At 44.5% G+C, this 19,688-nt stretch carries 19 protein-coding genes and 1 tRNA gene; 6 read left to right on the top strand and 14 right to left on the bottom strand.

The features are described 5' to 3' along the window. Positions 1 to 8 precede the first annotated feature (8 nt). Positions 9 to 749, top strand: coding sequence for a bacillithiol biosynthesis deacetylase BshB1 (gene bshB1 / locus BVC89_RS08645; protein ID WP_086930806.1), 741 nt, complete (start codon positions 9 to 11; stop codon positions 747 to 749). Here the strand turns inward: bshB1 and BVC89_RS08640 are convergent. From BVC89_RS08640 to rlmE, 11 genes are all read right to left on the bottom strand, one after another. Next, positions 702 to 2,570, bottom strand: a complete 1,869-nt coding sequence (locus tag BVC89_RS08640; RefSeq protein WP_086930805.1) for an ABC transporter ATP-binding protein — start codon at positions 2,568 to 2,570, stop codon at positions 702 to 704. The two genes, bshB1 and BVC89_RS08640, sit on opposite strands and share 48 nt — an antisense overlap. Beyond that, on the bottom strand, positions 2,561 to 2,929 hold the full coding sequence (locus BVC89_RS08635) for a hypothetical protein (RefSeq protein ID WP_086930804.1): 369 nt from the start codon (positions 2,927 to 2,929) through the stop codon (positions 2,561 to 2,563). Before BVC89_RS08635 ends, BVC89_RS08640 begins: the two co-directional genes overlap by 10 nt. A 40-nt stretch (positions 2,930 to 2,969) precedes the next feature. After that, positions 2,970 to 3,176, bottom strand: a complete 207-nt coding sequence (locus tag BVC89_RS08630) for a hypothetical protein (RefSeq protein WP_086930803.1) — start codon at positions 3,174 to 3,176, stop codon at positions 2,970 to 2,972. Between the two features lie 228 nt (positions 3,177 to 3,404). After that, a complete protein-coding gene (locus BVC89_RS08625; RefSeq protein WP_086930802.1) occupies positions 3,405 to 3,833 on the bottom strand; it encodes a hypothetical protein in 429 nt (142 codons plus the stop codon). Positions 3,834 to 4,265: 432 nt separating this feature from the next. Then, positions 4,266 to 4,350, bottom strand: a tRNA-Leu gene (locus BVC89_RS08620). A gap of 19 nt (positions 4,351 to 4,369) precedes the next feature. Next, a complete protein-coding gene (secG, locus tag BVC89_RS08615; protein ID WP_086930801.1) occupies positions 4,370 to 4,762 on the bottom strand; it encodes a preprotein translocase subunit SecG in 393 nt (130 codons plus the stop codon). A 15-nt stretch (positions 4,763 to 4,777) separates the two neighbouring features. Beyond that, the gene (gene tpiA, locus BVC89_RS08610) at positions 4,778 to 5,518 is read right to left on the bottom strand and encodes a triose-phosphate isomerase (RefSeq protein WP_086930800.1); all 741 of its coding nucleotides are present in this window, start codon (positions 5,516 to 5,518) and stop codon (positions 4,778 to 4,780) included. Positions 5,519 to 5,660: 142 nt separating this feature from the next. Next, on the bottom strand, positions 5,661 to 7,004 hold the full coding sequence (gene glmM / locus BVC89_RS08605; RefSeq protein ID WP_086930799.1) for a phosphoglucosamine mutase: 1,344 nt from the start codon (positions 7,002 to 7,004) through the stop codon (positions 5,661 to 5,663). After that, positions 7,004 to 7,852 (bottom strand): dihydropteroate synthase, encoded by an 849-nt coding sequence (gene folP, locus BVC89_RS08600; RefSeq protein WP_086930798.1) that lies wholly within the window; start codon positions 7,850 to 7,852, stop codon positions 7,004 to 7,006. Before folP ends, glmM begins: the two co-directional genes overlap by 1 nt. 64 nt (positions 7,853 to 7,916) lie before the next feature. Next, on the bottom strand, positions 7,917 to 9,827 hold the full coding sequence (ftsH, locus tag BVC89_RS08595; protein WP_086934557.1) for an ATP-dependent zinc metalloprotease FtsH: 1,911 nt from the start codon (positions 9,825 to 9,827) through the stop codon (positions 7,917 to 7,919). Positions 9,828 to 9,959: 132 nt separating this feature from the next. After that, entirely contained in the window at positions 9,960 to 10,580 is a 621-nt protein-coding gene (gene rlmE / locus BVC89_RS08590) for a 23S rRNA (uridine(2552)-2'-O)-methyltransferase RlmE (RefSeq protein ID WP_086930797.1), read from the bottom strand. 472 nt (positions 10,581 to 11,052) lie between these two features. Between rlmE and BVC89_RS08585 the strand changes: the two genes are divergently transcribed. From BVC89_RS08585 to BVC89_RS08565, 5 genes are all read left to right on the top strand, one after another. Next, a complete protein-coding gene (locus tag BVC89_RS08585) occupies positions 11,053 to 11,355 on the top strand; it encodes a YhbY family RNA-binding protein (RefSeq protein ID WP_086930796.1) in 303 nt (100 codons plus the stop codon). Positions 11,356 to 11,670: 315 nt separating this feature from the next. Beyond that, the gene (locus tag BVC89_RS08580; RefSeq protein ID WP_158657850.1) at positions 11,671 to 13,002 is read left to right on the top strand and encodes an ATP-binding protein; all 1,332 of its coding nucleotides are present in this window, start codon (positions 11,671 to 11,673) and stop codon (positions 13,000 to 13,002) included. Continuing rightward, the gene (locus BVC89_RS08575) at positions 12,999 to 13,703 is read left to right on the top strand and encodes a response regulator (protein ID WP_086930794.1); all 705 of its coding nucleotides are present in this window, start codon (positions 12,999 to 13,001) and stop codon (positions 13,701 to 13,703) included. Before BVC89_RS08580 ends, BVC89_RS08575 begins: the two co-directional genes overlap by 4 nt. A 2-nt stretch (positions 13,704 to 13,705) precedes the next feature. After that, complete coding sequence (locus BVC89_RS08570; protein ID WP_086930793.1) at positions 13,706 to 14,122, top strand: hypothetical protein; 417 nt, start codon at positions 13,706 to 13,708, stop codon at positions 14,120 to 14,122. 98 nt (positions 14,123 to 14,220) lie between these two features. Further along, positions 14,221 to 14,595, top strand: a complete 375-nt coding sequence (locus tag BVC89_RS08565; RefSeq protein WP_086930792.1) for a hypothetical protein — start codon at positions 14,221 to 14,223, stop codon at positions 14,593 to 14,595. A 27-nt stretch (positions 14,596 to 14,622) separates the two neighbouring features. Here BVC89_RS08565 and BVC89_RS08560 read toward each other — a convergent pair whose 3' ends face one another. From BVC89_RS08560 to carB, 3 genes are all read right to left on the bottom strand, one after another. Further along, a complete protein-coding gene (locus BVC89_RS08560) occupies positions 14,623 to 15,129 on the bottom strand; it encodes a cyclic nucleotide-binding domain-containing protein (protein ID WP_086930791.1) in 507 nt (168 codons plus the stop codon). Between the two features lie 778 nt (positions 15,130 to 15,907). Then, entirely contained in the window at positions 15,908 to 16,384 is a 477-nt protein-coding gene (gene greA, locus BVC89_RS08555) for a transcription elongation factor GreA (RefSeq protein WP_086930790.1), read from the bottom strand. Continuing rightward, positions 16,385 to 19,606, bottom strand: coding sequence for a carbamoyl-phosphate synthase large subunit (gene carB / locus BVC89_RS08550; protein ID WP_086930789.1), 3,222 nt, complete (start codon positions 19,604 to 19,606; stop codon positions 16,385 to 16,387). Positions 19,607 to 19,688 lie beyond the last annotated feature (82 nt).

Raw genomic sequence — 19,688 nt, 5'->3', positions numbered from 1 at the left:
CTGAGTTTATGACAGATTCCACTGATGATGCCGGTTTGGATGTGCTGGCTATTTGTGCCCACCCCGATGATGCCGAATTAAATTGCGCTGGACTGTTATTGAAAGCCGCTCAGCAGGGCGCCCGGATTGGTGTGCTCGATTTAAGTTTGGGCGAAGCCGCCAGTCGCGGTACGCCGGCTATTCGCCAGCAGGAAGCGGCAGCGGCCAGCCTTGTATTGGGTTTATCCCGGCGTGAAAACCTCAACTTGCCCGACAGTCAATTGCGTGTGAATACAGAAAGCCTGCAACTTATTGTGAGCAAACTGCGCCATTACCGACCACGTATGGTAATTAGCAGCCACTGGGAGGACCATCACCCCGATCACCAAGCCACCGGGACGCTGGTAAAGCAGGCCTGCTATCTTGCCGGTATTGGCAATTACGCCGCCGATGGCAAGGCCCACCGCCCCGAGCAGGTGTTGTTTTACCTGGATCGTTTGGCCCATACGCCCCATTTGGTGCAGGATGTGAGCGATGTGTTTGAACAAAAGCGCGCTGCCGTCAGTTGCTACGCCAGTCAGCTTTATGACGGCAGTGATGGCCACACAACCACCCTGTCGACAGCCCATTATCTGGAGCAGTGGCAGGGGCGCCACCAGTATTTTGGCAGTTTGATTGGGGTTAAATACGGTGAAGCTTACGTGTTGCGTTCTCCGGTACCCCTAAACAGGCCACTCGATCTTCTCTGGGGCCGTCGGGGTATTGTCTGACTGACTCTGAACCCTGCCGAAGTTTTGAGGCAGTGTTTCTTTTTCCCGCTGTAAAAGAACATAGCGGTAATAGCGTCCTTCTAAGGCCATCAGGCTATCATGATCGCCGCGTTCAACAATTTGCCCCTTTTCGCAAAATAAAATCTGGTCACAGTGGCGAATGGTAGAAAGGCGGTGGGCGATGGTGAGGGTGGTGTGATTCTCACAAATCTGTTCCAGTGCCCGCATCACCATCACTTCCGATTCACTGTCCAGTGCAGATGTGGCTTCGTCCAAAATAAGAATGGGTGGGTCGCGTAAAATGGTGCGGGCAATGCCAATCCGCTGCTTTTCACCGCCAGACAACTTGATGCCGCGCTCGCCCACCACGGTGTCGTAGCCCTGGGGCAGGGTCATAATAAAGTCGTGGGCAAAAGCCTTTTGGGCGGCTTGTTCAACCGCCTTGCGCAAACTATCGCTCGGCACCTTTAAGTTTTGCTGCCCGCCGCAGGCGTAGGCGATGTTGTTGAAAATGGTATCGTTAAAGAGCACCACATCCTGCAATACCATACCGATGGCGGCGCGCAGGTGTTGCAGATCCCACTGTTTTACATCGACACCGTCTACGCGTACGCAACCACTGTTAACATCGTAAAAGCGTGGCAGTAGTTTAGCCAGGGTGGATTTGCCCGAACCCGAGGGGCCCACAATCGCCAGCTTCCCACCAGGCGGTAGGGTAAAATCAATATGCTTAATGCCGCCGGTACTTACACCGGGATAGTGAAAGGCAACATTTTCAAAATGTACTTCCCCGCGTACCTTGATGGGTCGAAAACCGGCGCGGGGGCTTTTGATACTGGCTTCAATGCGCATGAGTTTTTCAACCCGTGCCACGCTGTCCATCCCCTCGGCAAAAACGGCCAGCAAGTCCGAGAATTGGTACATGGGGTTGTAAATAAAATAACCCCACATGGATAGTAACACTACCTCGCCCACGGTAATTTGGCCATGAAAAACGTAATAACCGCCGGCGGCGATAATAGACAGACGGGCCAGATTAATCAGACTGCCCTGAACAAAGGCCAGGCGCAGGAAGGCGTGGGTTTTGGATTTTAAGCCCTGATGAGCCAGGCGATTATTACTGCGCAGACGGGCAGATTCCATTTCCTGAGATTGAAATGACTGAACCACCATAAAGGCATCCAGCGCCTGTTGCACGCTGGCGTAGGCTTTTTCGCCTTTATTGTTGATTTTCCTTTGGACGCTATCGATTTTTTTGGTATAGCGATGGGTAAAATATAAAAATACGGGAATAAAGGCCAGCATAATCAGGGCAATTTGCCAGCGGATATAAAAGAAAAAGCCAGTCACGATGAGAAAAGAGATCACCTGAATTAGCAGCTTGTCGAAAAAGGCCTTAATGACATTATCCAAATCTTCACGGGCTTTGGACAGTTGTCGCATTACCTGGCCAGTACTGCGGGATTCGTGAAAATCGTGAGACAGCGACATCACGTGGCCGTAGGCGCGCTCAAAAAATGACAGACTGACCTGGTCGGCCAATACGGTGGTTTTATAAGACTGGCGGTTTTTGGCCAGGCGGGAAACAAAGCTCATGGCCTGCCATAAAAATACCAGGCTGAGCACACCGATGTAAAAATCGCTGCTGGACCATTGGTCTGCGCGGATGAGGTATTGGTCAATAATGCTTTTCCACACGTAAACACAGCCGATAGAGAAGCTTTGGTCAAGTATGGATAGGCCGACAATGGAGCCGATGACTCGGTTTGAGTGGCGGATGTGGTGGTGGAGGAAGTGGTAGAATTTGGTGATTAGTCCCATAGGGGGCCTGTTGCTTCTGGTGAGTAGGTGTGTGCAAAGGCCGGTGCTATATTACCCTTCTGATACTCTTTCAGTGTACTAGCGACAATATACCCACCATACTTTCTGGTTAGAAACCAGACAACCAAAGCTGAACCACCAATAACGACGAGCAATGATAAGAAATAAGCCCAGCTGAACAGCGAGAGAAAGAAAAGTGGTGTGCTGGTAAAAGCCAATATCGCACCAGTTGCGAACCTTTCTGAAACATCATCGTACTTGAGTCGGCGACCGCATGACATACAGATACCCATCATTGTATCTGTCTTAGCAGCAGATAATTCCGACTTAAATTGCTTATTACATTTCTCGCAGCTCATTTACGTATAACGCCGTAATTACCGGCGAGCTAAGTATCGCTTAGTGAATCTTTGCTGATGCAACCAGCAACTTGGGTAGATTACTTTGTGATGCATTTTTCACTCTAGATTGATGGTGTAGAAACTGTACAAGGTCATGCACCGATTTAACTTTGTTCCAGTACGGATTATTTCCTGGATTAGCCGTGCTAATCTCCAGTTTATCGGCTATCGCCACATAAGTATATTCCAAGTCCTCTGGATCCAACTTGTATGTTTCCTCGAACAAATCGTCTGCACGAACGGGAAATTTTATTCCATTAAATGTGCCTAGATTATCTTGAACTTCGTTCTATAACTTCCCGAATAATCTTCGTATCAATTTCTCTGTAATTGAAAGATCTTGCGAAGCCACATATATCGGGCAGCCCTCTCTCTTCTGCTATATTGGTCATTCTTCGATTATCTATAATCGTGTAAATGATTCCAAAGGCAATCAACGCACCGATAATGTATAGGAATTCCATTCGTTTTCGTAGTGCCCGCCCCCTAAGCGGAGACAATCCTCAAGCCCCTCAGGTTTAGCACCACAGTATATAGACTGAACAATCATGGACTTAGTTGGAACTTCAGAAAAACTGAACTCAAAGCCATGCCCTTGCCAAGCACCACCTATTTGTCTTGCTTGGGAAATTTTGCGGCCTTCAGAAATCTCAAATGGCCGATATTTACAGACTACATACCCATCTTGATTTGTAATCTCAGGCAGTTCATTTAAGAGATGAACACCAAGGTATTCTCCACCCACTTCACCTTGCAAAGAGAAAATACCTTTATCCGTTTTTAAATAGACAACATTGAATTCAGGATCAACAACATTCACTCTAATTGAAATGATAGTTGACCCTTCCACATCTGGAAGCATTGCACATGCTTCCTTGATGTCTTTTTGGTAGTCGTACGTCATGGCTACTTGAAACTTAACAGTTTATTCAATAGCCTCGTTCCACTTATCATCCTTCTGCTGATTACAATCAGATCTAACTGGATTCGGGTCTCTTTTTTTAATGAAAACAGTTAGTTAGGTAATAATCACCTGTCTAACTATATCTTGATCGAGAGAAGGGACCGCAAAGATCATTTTAAGATATGTATCGAACCGCGCTAACGTTTCTGGCAAACCCTTATCAACTCTGGGCTTGCGGCGGGTATCAAGAGAAGCGAGCGGTCGTAAAAATGGCCTTTCCTGAACGGCTTGTATGGGATCGCTTAGGCATGTATCGAAACACACAACGATCTGTTCCGTTTAACGTTGTTCTGTTTAGGATTTTAGAAGATTTTTCTAAAAATAAAGAAATGGTGCCCAAGGCCGGACTTGAACCGGCACGGCTTACGCCACTACCCCCTCAAGATAGCGTGTCTACCAATTCCACCACTTGGGCATAAAGAGTTGCAAATTGTTTACTGTTCTGGAACTTCGGGAATATCTTCTTGTGAATTCTCGTTTGTTTCAGTTTCAACTTGCGGAATATCGTCATCTACTGGAATAGACGTATCTTCAACAGCGGGAACATCGTCTACTGTTGTTTCGATTACAGCAGGCAGATCATCGCCAATGGATGCTTTTTGCTTTGCAATAACAGCTAAGCTAAAACTGGTAACAAAGAACACAAATGCCAAAATTGCAGTCATTTTGGAAAAGAAGTTTCCTGAACCAGAAGCACCAAATAAAGTTTGCGATGCACCACTACCAAATGAAGCACCCATATCCGCACCCTTGCCTTGTTGCAAAAGGATTAAGCCTATAATCGCCAAGGCTGTAAGGATATGCACTAATATAATTAGGTTTTCCATTGTTTTCTCTCTAGATCACTCTGCAGCTTTACAAATATCTACAAAGTCATCGACTTTTAATGAAGCGCCGCCAACAAGTGCGCCGTCTATATCTTTTTGCTTAAAAAGTGCTTCAGCAGAATCAGGCTTGACACTTCCACCGTATAAAATCTTAATTTGGTCGCCTTCAGGCCCCAATACTTCTCTTATATAAGAATGAACATCTTGTGCTATTTGTGGCGTTGCCGACTTACCCGTTCCTATCGCCCAAATAGGCTCATAAGCAATAATGCCTTTTGCCACCACGTCTAAACCGCAATGTTCTACAACTTTCAACAACTGACGGCCAACAACGTCAAAGGTTTTGTCAGCTTCTCTGTCTTCTAGACTTTCACCAACACAAAGCACCGGCACAATTCCACTTTCAACCGCAACCTTGAATTTCTTAGCCACTAGCTCAGAGCTTTCGGCATGATATTCTCGACGCTCGGAGTGTCCCACAATTGCGAACTTACAACCACAGTCTGCCAACATGCTAGCGGAGACTTCTCCTGTGTAAGCGCCATTTTTCTCGACACTAATATCCTGTGCGCCCCAAGCAATATTTGTTTGCTCTAAGATATCCGAAGCCAAAGACAAATAAGGATAAGGAGGGCAAACTGCAACTTCTGCGTTATGCACTCCCGCCCACTTGTCAGCCAATGAACGCAGGTGGTCGCCCGTAAAAGCGCTATCACCATTCATTTTCCAATTGCCGATGACTATCGGTCGCCTCATCTCAAATTACCTTATGTAGTAGCCAGTTATTCGCCAATATTGCGCAACTGGGATTTAGATGAACACCCCTCTAGAGCGGGCGCAAATCTTATAGGAGAATGCTGCTAGATACAACATCCTACGAAAACATTTTTAAACAAGGTTAAGCAACGGCCTTTCCAACCACTTCAGCAAGTTCTTTTGCGAGCCTAGAAACGAGATCGTGATGCTGGCCCTCTACCATAACACGAATGACAGGCTCAGTTCCTGAAGGCCTTAACAATACACGTCCTTTTCCTTCCATTTGACTTTCAGCAGCATCAATCGCCTGCTTAATGCTGGTATTTTCATCAAGCTTAATCGCATTTTTCACAGGGACATTAATCATCACTTGAGGCAGCTTTTGCATGTTTTGCTTAATATCATGCAGACATTCTTTTTCAGTAACTAAAGCTTTCATCACTTGCAGAGCAGAAATAATACCATCACCTGTGGTGGTAACATCGCTACAAACAATATGACCAGAGGATTCACCCCCAATATGCCAGTTGTTCTTTTTCATCGATTCAATAACATAGCGATCGCCCACCTTGGCACGATCAAAGGGAATACCGAGATTTTTCATTCCCATCTCGAAACCAAAATTGGTCATTAGTGTGCCGACCACTCCTTCACAGACGCCTTCATATTTTTTACGAAAGCTGGCAATGATATAAAGTAATTGATCTCCGTCGACAATTTCTCCTTTGTGGTCGACAAACATCACCCGATCACCGTCGCCATCAAAGGCGATACCAAGATCTGCATCTTCTTCCAGAACTTTTTTCTGTAGCTGATTGAGTTTAGTGGCTCCACATTCAAGATTAATATTGTGTCCGTTAGGCTCAACACCTATGGATGTTACATGTGCACCAAGCTCAGCAAAGACCTTAGGTGCAAGGTGATACGTAGCACCGTTGGCACAATCAAGTACGATATTTAAACCATGTAAGCTGAAACCCCAAGGCATAGTTCCTTTACAGAACTCAATATAACGACCATTAGCATCGCTCAATCGACTGGCCTTACCCAGGTCTTTTGACATGGTCATGGTCTGTTCTAACTGGGCTTCAATTTCCAACTCAAGCTCATCAGTTAATTTAACCCCTTCGGTATTGAACAGTTTAATACCATTGTCGTGGTAGGGATTGTGGGATGCACTAATTACGAAGCCTGCACAGGCCTGAAAAGTTCGCGTGAGGTAAGCAACAGCAGGCGTTGGCATTGGCCCTAGCAATACTACATCGACACCGGCACTAATAAGCCCCGCCTGAAGAGCAGACTCGAACATATAGCCGGATATTCTTGTATCTTTACCGATCAATACCTTACAAGGCTCATCATCTTCTCTATGCCGGTTAAGTACTTGGCCAACCGCCCAGCCAAACTGTAAAAAAAACTCTGGGGTAATAGCCCCCTCTCCTACACGTCCTCGTATACCATCTGTGCCAAAATACTTGCGAGCCATTAATCTTCCTTTTGTAAATTCAAAATTTTAAACATATTAATTATATCGATAGTTTCTGCAACATCGTGCACACGTAAAATATTGGCACCATAGTGTAAAGCGTATTGCGCGAGAGCTAAGCTACCTGCTAAACGTTCTTCCACCTCTCGCCCCAATAGACGCCCTAAAATTGATTTGCGGGAAAGACCAACCAATATGGGAAAGCCACCTAGCTTAAAAGCTGACAGCTGCTTAAGTAACGCAATATTGTGTGCATCTGTTTTGCCGAAACCAAAACCAGGATCAAGTAAAATGTGTGACTTATCGATTCCCGCTTGCAGGCATGCCGATGCGCGCGCTTGCAAAAAACCGGCAACTTCCGTCACTACATCCCCATAGGATGGCGTATCTTGCATATTTTGCGGCTGGCCCTGCATGTGCATCAAACAAACAGGTACACGGGATTCTTTTGCAGCAGCTAAAGCCCCTTCGTGCTGCAAGGCTCGAACATCATTAATCAAACCTGCCCCTAAAGCAACACCAGCCGCTATAACCTCAGGCCTGCTGGTATCTAGGGAAACAACCACATCAAAGCGCTGACAAATGGCCTCAACAACGGGTAACACCCGCGTCATTTCTTCTTCAACGCCGACTTTCTCGGCACCGGGTCGAGTGGATTCGCCGCCTATATCAATAAAACGCGCACCCGCATCTACCATTTTTTCAGCTTGTCGCAAAGCAGGGGAAATATCATTGCCATTACGAAAGTATTCACCACCATCGTAAAAGGAATCAGGGGTTACATTCAAAATACCCATCACTTGAGGCGTGCTCAAGTCAACACAGTGACGACCGAATTGTATTTGCATATAGACGAGAGAAAAATGAAAGGCTCTAAAACCAAATCAGATTTGGTTTTAGAGCTCAAATTTTTTAATGTTCGCTGGCAGGTTTGCCGATGGAAGGTTTGCTATCAGAAGTTTTTGAATTGCCGCCCTTTTCAGAGTTGCCTCCAAAATCACCGAAGTCATTGTTATGCCAATCGCGGGGAGGACGCACTTTACGACGAGCCATAAGGTCATCGACCTGCTCGGCATCGATAGTTTCATACTCCATCAACGCATCTTTCATAGCTTCAAGAATATCGCGATTTTCTTCGAGAATTTGTTTTGCTTTGGCATAGGTAGCATCGATGATGCTGCGCACCTCTTCATCAATTTGATTAGAAGTCTGGCCAGAATACTGTGGCGCTCCCATACCAGGGTATGCCCCCTCATCTTCACCATAATGCAAAGGCCCCAGCTTCTCAGACAGCCCCCACTTGGTCACCATGTTACGAGCAATATTTGTTGCTCGCTCAATATCGTTAGAAGCACCGGTAGTAACGCCATCAAAACCCAGGGTCATCTCTTCAGCAATACGGCCACCAAACAATGAGCAAAGATTAGACTCCAAGCCACGCTTGCTATGGCTGTACTTATCTTCCTCCGGCAAGAATTGCGTCACACCTAAGGCACGGCCACGGGGAATAATACTGACTTTATGTACTGGATCATGTTCTGGAACAATGCGGCCAACAATGGCATGACCAGCTTCATGATACGCCGTATTCTCTTTCTCTTTTTCACTCATCACCATGGACTTGCGCTCTGCTCCCATAAGGATTTTATCGCGCGCTTTCTCAAATTCTTCCATAGTCACTAGACGCTTGTTAGCGCGAGCAGCAAACAAAGCAGCTTCGTTCACAAGGTTGGCCAAGTCAGCACCAGAAAAGCCTGGGGTACCACGGCCAATAATGGAAGCTTGAACTTTATCGTCCATAGGTACTTTGCGCATATGGACTTTCAATATCTGCTCACGACCACGTATATCAGGTAGGCCAACAAATACCTGCCTATCAAAACGGCCTGGACGCAGAAGTGCTTTATCAAGTACATCGGGACGGTTAGTAGCGGCGATAACAATCACCCCTTCGGAACCTTCAAAACCATCCATTTCAACCAGCAGCTGGTTCAATGTCTGTTCGCGCTCATCATGACCACCGCCGTGACCACCGCCACGATGACGGCCAACAGCATCGATCTCATCAATGAAGATAATACAAGGCGACTGCTTTTTAGCCTGGTCAAACATGTCGCGCACTCTCGACGCACCCACACCGACAAACATTTCAACAAAATCGGAACCAGAGATTGAGAAGAAAGGCACTTTCGCCTCACCAGCAATGGCTTTGGCTAGCAAAGTCTTACCTGTTCCTGGAGGACCAGACATAAGAACGCCACGTGGAATTTGTCCACCAAGGCGCTGGAACTTGGAAGGGTCGCGCAAGTATTCAACTAACTCTTGCACTTCTTCTTTGGCTTCATCCACACCAGCAACGTCAGCGAAGGTAGTTTTTACTTGATCTTCTCCTAACAACTTCGCTTTACTCTTAGCGAAGCTCATAGGGCCACCACGGCCGCCGGCACCACCTTGCATTTGGCGCATAAAGAATATAAACACTGCGATGAAAAGAAGAATCGGGAAGCTCGCAACTAACAGCTGTTGCCACAAACTAGTTTGCTCAGGCTTAGCTCCGATGACTTCTACGTTGTTTTCAATCAAATCATCCATAAGCTCAAGGTCAGGCAAACTGGGTTTGACTACCGAGAAGGATTTGCCATCTTGACGAATACCGCGGATGTACATGCCGTCTACGACGATCTCTTTTATCTGCCGATCTTGTACTTCGTGGACGAATTCTGAGTATGAAAGCTCATCTCGAGGCTTTGTCTCACTAAAGTTCTGAAAAACGGAGAATAAAACAACCGCAATCACTAACCAAAGTACTAAATTTTTTGCCATATCGTTCAAGGATTTTCCTCCCCAACCTTTAAATCTAAGACTACTGCCATACGCCTATTATTGATACCCTTGCGTTATATAGTATAGCCCTTGAATGCATGTTTAATTCACGCTTACAACCGCGAACAGCGATTACCCTTTATACCCTTTTGCTACCACATAAACTTCACGAGAACGAGCCCTAGATGCATCGGGTTTGCGAATAACGACCTTATTAAAGCTTTGTCGACAATCTTTCATAAACTCATCAAAGCCCTCACCCTGAAATACTTTGGCGACAAAATCACCTCGGGGTTTCAGCACTTTGTTTGCCATATCCAATGCCAATTCTACAAGATACATGGACTGCGGCTGGTCAATTTCAGCTATACCACTCATATTGGGGGCCATATCCGAAATTACAAGATCCGCCAAATCTTCTTGCATTGCCGCCAACAACTGGTCAAGTACATCCTCTTCGGTAAAATCACCCTGAATAAAGTCTACGCCAGCAATAGGGTCCATGGAAAGAATATCTGAAGCTAAGACCTTACCACGATCGCCCACATATTCCATGGCCACTTGCGACCAACCACCAGGAGCTGCGCCTAAATCCACAACCGTCATACCCGGTTTAAACAAACGGTCTTTTTTGTGCAGCTCGTGTAGCTTATAACTCGCCCTAGAGCGATAGCCATCAACTTGAGATGATTTGACATAATTATCGCTAAAATGTTCATGCAACCAGCTTTTACTGGTCTTAGATCGTGACATGTAACTCTAACTCACCTAAATTTTATATTTAGTCACTATATTATGCCCAAATTGGCTCCCAAAATAGCGCTATAGCCGGGGAACTATAAATTGGCATAAAGAAAAACATGCTATTTTAGTGCTGAGTAAGGCGCTCATTGCCGCGCATAGTGGGCCTATGAGCAAAATGAGCAACGCCACGCAGCGGTAAAATAGTCGATTTTATTATGCTAATTTATAGTACGTCAGCTATTTAGGGTACAATATTACAGGGGAACCTCTGATTAAGTCCAAAATTTCTCTAAACAAGCTACATTGAATAACGATGCACTGCGAGATAAATACTCTGAAGTCTGATCGCTTGTTCTCGCGGTTTCTCTGTATATTTTTTACAGCCCGCCATTAAAATGCTCATATAGAAATAATGAGGAAAATCTAACAGCAAGGTTATTTCCATAAGCGTAAAGCAAATAACACTAGGTATATTAGTTACATGTCTATGTCTAACGAAAGTAAAAAACATTACCGCCTTATCGGCCACAATTTAAAACCCGTTGTCACTGTGGCAGGCAAAGGCTTAACAGATAGCGTCGTCGCAGAAATTGATCGCGCTCTAGGAGATCACGAACTTATTAAAGCAAAGATTGCTATAACAGATCGAGATATTCGCAAACAGGTCGTGGCAGAAATCTGCAATCAACTTAACGCTGAGAATGTGCAGGAAATAGGCAAGGTGGTCTTGCTATTTCGAGCCTCAGACAAGCCCACACTGAAGACTTCTAATATCCGTCAATAAAGTAACTACTCACATCTTCACAGCAGGTCGAAACTTGAAATAATTGTGAAAGCCGATGTTTTACATCTCACTGCGCATTGCATGAGCGCTCGACTCATTGAATACTTTAGGCTAAAGGGGAGACTTGAATAAATTTAGCAGTTCATCAATTTTCCCCAGCATACATTAGAAAGTAGCTTGCAAGGTATATCGAAGCGTAATGCCCATATGATAAAAAGTATCCGTTTAAAGTTATGGCTTACGCTTTTTGTAACACTAGTACTGAGTTTGGGTCTACTGCTAAGCCTTACTTACTTTAGTATTAAGCAGAGGTTTATGGATTATGCAACTAGCCAGATTCTGGAGCGTTTGCGCCCTCTACAGCAGGCCGTGATCGTTGTATATGAAGATAAAGAGTCCTTATCCTCATTTATCGACACACCTTCGCGCTGGAACCGACTACGCGATAGAACTTATCGTCAATATCTCAAAGATCAAAATCGTCGCTCATCAGCACCACTGGGCCCGCAACAAGACTGGAGCGAGCGAGAGTCCATAGAGAAAAAGCTACAACCCAACCAGCGTGCATTTTTTCAGCATCTGGTGCTCTACGACAGCAAAAAGCAACTTATTGCTGGAAGAGCCAAGCGTGGTGCAAACTATGTCTTCCAAGAAATCTCCTATAAAGACCGCAAGATCGCCTTTATTGGCTATATCAAACCGAAGGCGTTTTTGCGCTCAGTAGATAAACTATTTGTCGATCAACAAGTCAAAACCTTTGCCTTGTTGAGTGTTTTGATGATATTCGCTGCGCTGTTAGTAACACTATTTGTATCCCGTTGGCTGGTGGTACCTTTGTCTATGCTGTCTCGCAACGCTAAGCGTGTGGCAGGCGGGGATTTTTCTGTGCGCATGAATTTTAGGACTGATGACGAACTTGGCAAACTTTGTCAAAACTTCGATGATATGACCCAGTCCTTGGAAAAAAATGAAATTACACGCAAACAATGGGTAGCAGACATCTCCCACGAAATGAGGACACCTTTGTCTGTGCTTAAAGCCCAAATAGAAGCCATGGAAGATGGTATAAGAAAGCCGACTAATGAAAATTTTCAACTGCTGCGACGTAAAGTAGACTCACTGTCATTTATTATCGATGACTTATATGAATTATCCCTGGCAGACCTGGGCGCACTCCAACTACAAAAAGAAGCAATGGATATCACACTTGCCTTAACAGAAGTGGTGGATGAGTTCAGAGAAAAGCTTACTCACAAAGAACTCCGTCTAGTCACGGATTTTCCTGCCGTACCTGTTGTCATTAATGCTGATAAAAAACGAATTAAACAGTTAATCACTAATTTGGTGGAAAATAGCTATCGCTATACCGACACCGCAGGTGAAATAAAAATTAAGCTGGCAAATGACGAACAACAAGCCACCCTCAGCATTGAAGATAGTGCTCCTGGTGTGCCTGAAGATGCTATCGCCCATATTTTTGACCGCTTATACCGGGTAGAAGGGTCACGCAATAGAGATACCGGTGGCGCGGGTCTCGGTCTGAGTATCTGCCGAGGCATTGTAGAATCACATGGCGGCTCCATCGAAGCAGAAAAATCTGCTCTTGGTGGCCTAAAACAAATAATAAGCTTTCCCCATACCTTATGACCAATACCAAACTTGTATTAATCGTTGAAGATGAGCCAGATCTGGCAAGCTTACTTGCGCAATACGTTTCGAACGCAGGCTACACGGCTCACATCATAAGTAACGGGCTTGAAGTAGAGCCCTGGCTTGAACAGAACCAAGCCCATTTAATTGTGCTAGATTTAATGCTTCCCGGAAAAGGCGGCTTGGATATTTGTAAGAGTATTCGCAAGAGCAAGCAAACGCCTATTATTATGACCACAGCCAAAGTGGAAGAGATTGACCGACTATTGGGACTAGAATTAGGGGCAGACGATTATATTTGTAAGCCTTACAGCCCGCGCGAGGTCGTCGCCAGAATAAAAACTGTGCTTAGAAGAATCGAGCAGACTGGCGATACTGTGGCTCAAGCTGACACTGGTGTGGATATCATGATTGACCAGGATCGCTTGCGCATTATTATTAGAGGCGTTGTACTGGAGTTAACACAAATCGAGCTCAATCTCTTTAAATTACTTTACGATGAACCTGGACGGATTTTTTCCCGTCAACATATCCTTGATAATATTTATCACGACTATCGTATTGTCAGCGATAGGACTGTTGACAGTCATATTAAGAAATTAAGGAAAAAGCTACATGATACTCATCCTAGCAGCGATCTAATTAAATCCATCTACGGTGTTGGCTATAAATTTGAACCCGATTTTTCAGAGCAATAAGCATGTTAAAAATAAAACCATCACTATATCTTTTAGCGAGCTTCTCCATTTGGCTAAGCGGTTGCGCGTCACCCAAGATTGATTTAGAAGACACCGTATTCTTAACCAAAATTACTAATACTGGTCTCAAGCATTTTGAAGTGGGGCTGAAACGGGCCAGGCCTGAAAAAAAGGCACTTACAAATAAAGATGTCAGAAGGCAACGTCGTCAAGAGTCGCGTATTAACCCATCAAAGATAACATCCGTGCTTATCGACGCAGCTAATCGCCATATTGAACAAAATGGTTATTGCACGACAGATTACTGGATATTGGATACCAATATTTATAGCTCAAATATCACTCTTCGCGGAGAGTGTAATGAGCCGGCTTCATCACAAGATCGAGCTCAATATCCCGATACCATCAAACGTTGGTAATCGTCATAATCTGTGCACATTTATACGTTAGAGTAGCAGCAATGAGGGAATTGAAATAATCCAGAGCAATAACTTTTGATAACGGAGCCATAGATACTATGAGAAATACTATGAGACGCTTTATCGTTCCTTGCCTACTCGCCGCTTCAGCGACAACATTTGCGATTGCTTCAGCAAAGTTTAATACCTCCTCGACAAGTATTGGCTACATTGATAGGCAGATTCTCGACAATATAGAGTTAGATGATGATAGACAGCAAGAACTGCGCGCGATACTGGAGGAAAACCATCAGCGCCAACGCGCAATTTTATTGGAAATGAGAGAAAAGTCTAAGCTGTCCCGAAATATGCAAATGCAACAGCTGGCAGAGCTGCTGAGTGAAGAAGAGTTAAATGAATTAGTTAGCATTAGAGATAACTTACAGCAAGAACGTCGCAATAAAAGAAAAAGTAATAAAAACTTTAGCTTTTAAGTAAAAAGTAAATCTAAATAAAATACGTTAAGCACGTACAATATGATATTCACTATCGCTTAAAGGAGAGGTGACCACAGCATGCAAACGACGGCTCACTTCTCTTGCCACATTCATCATCAACATACCAAAAAGTTCTTTATTAGTGTTCACAATATCCATCAAACACGTGCGTGAAATGACAAGTAACTCACAATCCTCTACGACCATGGTCGTACCTAGCTGGGGCTGAATACCAACCACTGCGGATTCACCAAAACAATCACCAGCAATATAATTAATGGAAGCAAGGCTGTTATCATCGCGACGAAGATCCATCCGAATTTTGCCTTTGAGAACAACATAGACATTACACGGTAAGTGACCTTGCTGAAAAATAACTTCACCTTCTTCAGCATTCAGCCTTTTGGTATGGGGTAGAATAGCCTTAATTTGCTGGCTGCTAAGCCCACCAAACAATGATATTTTATCTAGTACCTGGTCAATATCGACCTGCACATCCCAGGAGCTTTGATCCACTTGCTCTGCCAACATAATATCTCCACCAAATAAACCTTACTAAATTTCATTAAAGTTTCAGCAACGTTATGTGTTAATACTTTTTAGTGTTAATACCTTAACTTTTGACCTTTAAAAATTAAGTTCGTTTTATTTTTAAATCGAATACTCATATACTTTTCAGTATCAATGAGCATGAAGCTTTAAGGTTTTCTCAATGCAATAATTATATACAGCAAGGGTCAAGCCAACCTAAAATCTTGCAAGTAAAAATGCATTCGATTTCTCAAAATTTCCCTTTATGGAAAAGTATAAGCGATCATTTTGTCAAAACGCATCACTTATTGGTCACAAAGCTATAGCACCCTTAAACCCAAAAGAGACAAATAAAGGTACGTTGCGACAAGTTTTGACATAAGCCAAAAATATAGTAATGGCTGCGTAAAAATTGTCGACGCCACTCATATTACTTAGTAAGAATGAATGTAAACTGAACGTCAATTTGTCCGTTATGAATAAGGCTATTGGGCCAATAGTTTTATTCGATTAGAGGTATCTGTAAAGCTTGCTCATCCCAAAATAAAGTCCACTCTTCGTATAGGAAAGTCCGACTAAAACACATAGGTATACGACAACCACTTTATTGGTTTTCACTTTTTTAAATAGTGGCTGTCGGAGCTTTTTAAAAGAGGGAACTTATGAAAAAGATAGAATTAAGAGATTATATTCGCTAGAAAGACAATATAGTGTGGTAAATTTAGTACTGCACGTAAAAATCTTACTTTCATTTATTTTACGGCAAGTACTATAAACACTAAATATGCTTTACTGAATCAATTTCGTATTCGACATCTCCGCCAGGAGCTTTAACTAAAGCTACATCACCTACTTCTTTGCCAATTACCGCGCGGGCGATAGGAGATGTGATCGATATTTTGTTCGACTTAACATCTGCTTCATCTTCACCGACAATTTTATAAGTAATCGACTCGTCCGTATCTACGTTAACCAAATCGACAGTTGCGCCAAAAATCACCTTATCCCCTTCAGGCATAGATTTAACATCGATAACTTGGGCAGTGGACAGTTTTGCTTCTATTTCCTGGATACGCCCTTCACAAAATCCCTGTTGCTCGCGGGCGGCATGGTATTCAGCGTTTTCTTTTAAGTCTCCATGCTCTCGCGCTTCTGCGATAGCCGCGACAATGCGCGGACGATCAACCTTTTTAAGCTGCTCAAGCTCTTCTCTAAGGGCTTTTTCACCCTCTACAGTCATTGGAAATTTTTGCATTTATTTTTTTACTCCTTCGTGAAGGTCTTGCAATCGTCTAACTTCTAGACCTTGGCCAAAACGCAATGCTACACAAATTGCATTGCCGGCGGCTAGTGTTGTGGTATAGCAAACATGATTTGCTTCCGCACTGCGCCTAATCGATGCCGAGTCTCGTATTGCTTGTTTACCTTCTGTGGTATTAATAATCAGTTGAATTTCACCGTTTTTAATCATATCAACAGTATGTGGTCGTCCTTCCACAACCTTGTTGACACGTTTTACTGCTAATCCGGCTTCCTCAATAACCTTGGCTGTGCCTCTCGTAGCAAGCAGGTTAAATCCTAAATCGAGCAGTTCTTTAGCCACTACAACTATACCGCTCTTATCAAAGTCTCTCACGCTTAAAAAAGCATTGCCACTACCTGGAATTGCCGAACCGCTCGCAGTTTGTGATTTGGCATAGGCTTCAGCAAAAGTGTCACCGACACCCATGACTTCACCAGTAGATTTCATTTCTGGCCCTAAGATAGGGTCAACCGCGGGAAATTTATTAAAAGGAAATACCGCTTCTTTCACACTGAAGTAATTAGGCACCACTTCTTCAGTAAAACCCAGCTCAGGCAGAGACTTACCTGTTTGACATAGCGCCGCTACTTTTGCCAGCGAAGTGCCAATACATTTGGATACAAAAGGCACAGTGCGCGAAGCACGAGGATTCACTTCAATCACGTAGATTTTACCGTCCTGGTAGGCGAGCTGTGCATTCATCAAACCCACTACACCTAACTCGATAGCCATTTTACGCATTTGCTCGCGCATTTCATTTTGCACATCTTCTGGCAGAGAGTATGGCGGTAAGGAACATGCAGAATCCCCCGAATGCACACCGCACTGCTCAATATGCTGCATGATCGCACCGATCACTACATTCTCACCGTCTGAAACCGCATCAATATCCACTTCAATGGCGTTATTTAAAAAACGATCAAGCAATACTGGAGCATCATCGGAAACCTGCACTGCCATATTCATATAAGTGCGCAATTCGCTTTCGGTATAGACGATTTCCATAGCGCGACCACCCAATACATAGGACGGGCGCACCACCAAGGGATACCCCACCTTAGGCGCAATATGAATAGCTTCTTCTGTGGAACGGCAAATAGCATTAGCCGGCTGTAAAAGGCCAAGGCGCTCGATCATTTGCTGAAAACGCTCTCTGTCTTCCGCGCGATCGATAGCCTCAGGACTGGTGCCAATAATCGGTACACCTGCCGCCGCTAAATCTTTTGCTAGCTTCAGGGGAGTTTGACCGCCAAACTGAACAATCACTCCTTTAGGCTTCTCTTTATAGACAATTTCTAGTACGTCTTCGAGGGTTACCGGTTCGAAATAGAGCCTGTCTGAAGTGTCGTAGTCGGTGGATACTGTTTCCGGGTTACAATTGACCATAATGGTTTCATAACCGCTATCCCGAGCGGCAAGCGCCGCGTGCACACAGCAATAGTCAAATTCGATACCTTGGCCAATTCGATTCGGACCACCACCAATGACCATGATTTTTTCGCGATCCGAAGGATTAGATTCACACTCCTCTTCATAAGTGGAATACATATAGGCGGTGGAAGTGGCAAACTCAGCCGCGCAGGTGTCAACCCGCTTATATACAGGGAAAACATCGAGCTTTCTACGGTGATCACGCAGTGTTTTCTCACTCACGCCGAGTAATTTAGCGAGGCGCTTATCGGCAAAGCCTTTTCTTTTCAGTAGACGCATAATATCGTGATCGATATCAGAAAGAGGCATGGAAGCAAGGAGCTTCTCGGTATCGACAATATCCTTTATCTGAACTAGGAACCACGGATCAATCTTAGACTGCTCAAAAACTTCGTCTACATCCATGCCAAGGCGAAACGCATCAGCAACATACCAAATTCTCTCCGCGCCTGGTGTTGAAAGATCACGCCTAACTTTAGCTTCAGCGCCATCTTCGCTTGGCTCAATCTTCGGCTCGAAACCGGAGGAACCCACTTCCAGTCCACGCAAGGCTTTTTGCAATGATTCTTGAAAAGTTCGACCAATCGCCATCACTTCACCCACAGACTTCATCTGAGTAGTCAAGCGCGCATCCGCATCACCAAATTTTTCAAAGGTAAAGCGAGGAACTTTAGTTACGACATAATCGATACTGGGCTCGAAAGAAGCGGGAGTAGCGCCGCCGGTAATATCATTTTGTAACTCATCAAGGGTATAACCCACAGCTAACTTTGCCGCCACTTTTGCAATTGGGAAGCCCGTCGCTTTAGAAGCCAATGCTGATGAGCGTGAGACCCTGGGATTCATTTCAATAACCACCAAACGGCCAGTATCAGGATTAACAGCGAATTGCACATTCGAACCACCTGTTTCAACCCCTATTTCACGTAATACCGCGATCGAAGCGTTACGCATGATTTGATATTCTTTATCCGTTAAGGTTTGGGCTGGCGCAACAGTAATAGAGTCCCCAGTGTGCACCCCCATAGGGTCAAAGTTCTCAATGGAGCAGATAATAATGCAGTTATCATTTTTATCTCGCACAACCTCCATTTCGTATTCTTTCCAACCGAGCAAGGACTCGTCAATCAGCAGCTCATTGGTAGGTGACAGGTCGAGACCACGTAAGCATATTTCTTCAAACTCATCCCAGTTATAAGCGATCCCACCACCAGATCCCCCCATAGTAAAAGAAGGGCGAATAATTACAGGGAAATTAAACTTCTTAGGAACCTCCCTCGCCTCTTCCATAGAATGCACAATTTCTGCCCTTGCACACTCCAAGCCGATCTTTTTCATTGCTTTATCAAAAAGGCTGCGGTCTTCGGCCTTGTGAATCGCTTCCTGATTTGCACCGATTAACTCGACACCGTGCTTCGCAAGGACACCGTTGTTATGTAAATCAAGCGCACAGTTAAGCGCGGTTTGGCCTCCCATAGTAGGCAAAATCGCATCTGGCTTTTCTTTTTCAATGATTTTTTCCACCGTCTGCCAAGTTATAGGCTCGATATAAGTGGAATCGGCCATAGCCGGGTCGGTCATAATGGTTGCCGGATTAGAGTTAACCAAAATAACCCTATATCCTTCTTCTTTCAGTGCTTTACAGGCTTGCGCACCAGAATAGTCAAATTCACACGCTTGCCCAATTACAATAGGGCCAGCACCAATAATGAGAATGCTCTCGATGTCGTTACGCTTTGGCATGAGGTGTTAAAAGTCTCTTGATGGTAATTCTCGTGTTGCAACCGAGCACTCACATATGCTCGGTCATATCAATATGCTTATG

Source organism: Agarilytica rhodophyticola (assembly GCF_002157225.2).
Taxonomy (GTDB): Bacteria; Pseudomonadota; Gammaproteobacteria; order Pseudomonadales; family Cellvibrionaceae; genus Agarilytica; species Agarilytica rhodophyticola.
This window is presented reverse-complemented; position numbering and strand designations above follow the sequence as displayed.

What these genes read in the sequence shown, in the direction of transcription:
- BVC89_RS08575 (WP_086930794.1), top strand. Translation starts at nt 12,999, where the DNA reads ATGACCAATACCAAACTTGTATTAATCGTTGAAGATGAGCCAGATCTG.
- folP (WP_086930798.1), bottom strand. Translation starts at nt 7,852, where the DNA reads ATGCAAATACAATTCGGTCGTCACTGTGTTGACTTGAGCACGCCTCAA.
- glmM (WP_086930799.1), bottom strand. Translation starts at nt 7,004, where the DNA reads ATGGCTCGCAAGTATTTTGGCACAGATGGTATACGAGGACGTGTAGGA.
- BVC89_RS08635 (WP_086930804.1), bottom strand. Translation starts at nt 2,929, where the DNA reads ATGAGCTGCGAGAAATGTAATAAGCAATTTAAGTCGGAATTATCTGCT.
- tpiA (WP_086930800.1), bottom strand. Translation starts at nt 5,518, where the DNA reads ATGAGGCGACCGATAGTCATCGGCAATTGGAAAATGAATGGTGATAGC.
- BVC89_RS08560 (WP_086930791.1), bottom strand. Translation starts at nt 15,129, where the DNA reads ATGTTGGCAGAGCAAGTGGATCAAAGCTCCTGGGATGTGCAGGTCGAT.
- rlmE (WP_086930797.1), bottom strand. Translation starts at nt 10,580, where the DNA reads ATGTCACGATCTAAGACCAGTAAAAGCTGGTTGCATGAACATTTTAGC.
- BVC89_RS08565 (WP_086930792.1), top strand. Translation starts at nt 14,221, where the DNA reads ATGAGAAATACTATGAGACGCTTTATCGTTCCTTGCCTACTCGCCGCT.
- BVC89_RS08570 (WP_086930793.1), top strand. Translation starts at nt 13,706, where the DNA reads ATGTTAAAAATAAAACCATCACTATATCTTTTAGCGAGCTTCTCCATT.
- carB (WP_086930789.1), bottom strand. Translation starts at nt 19,606, where the DNA reads ATGCCAAAGCGTAACGACATCGAGAGCATTCTCATTATTGGTGCTGGC.
- greA (WP_086930790.1), bottom strand. Translation starts at nt 16,384, where the DNA reads ATGCAAAAATTTCCAATGACTGTAGAGGGTGAAAAAGCCCTTAGAGAA.
- bshB1 (WP_086930806.1), top strand. Translation starts at nt 9, where the DNA reads ATGACAGATTCCACTGATGATGCCGGTTTGGATGTGCTGGCTATTTGT.
- BVC89_RS08625 (WP_086930802.1), bottom strand. Translation starts at nt 3,833, where the DNA reads ATGCTTCCAGATGTGGAAGGGTCAACTATCATTTCAATTAGAGTGAAT.
- ftsH (WP_086934557.1), bottom strand. Translation starts at nt 9,827, where the DNA reads ATGGCAAAAAATTTAGTACTTTGGTTAGTGATTGCGGTTGTTTTATTC.
- BVC89_RS08580 (WP_158657850.1), top strand. Translation starts at nt 11,671, where the DNA reads ATGGATTATGCAACTAGCCAGATTCTGGAGCGTTTGCGCCCTCTACAG.
- secG (WP_086930801.1), bottom strand. Translation starts at nt 4,762, where the DNA reads ATGGAAAACCTAATTATATTAGTGCATATCCTTACAGCCTTGGCGATT.
- BVC89_RS08640 (WP_086930805.1), bottom strand. Translation starts at nt 2,570, where the DNA reads ATGGGACTAATCACCAAATTCTACCACTTCCTCCACCACCACATCCGC.
- BVC89_RS08585 (WP_086930796.1), top strand. Translation starts at nt 11,053, where the DNA reads ATGTCTATGTCTAACGAAAGTAAAAAACATTACCGCCTTATCGGCCAC.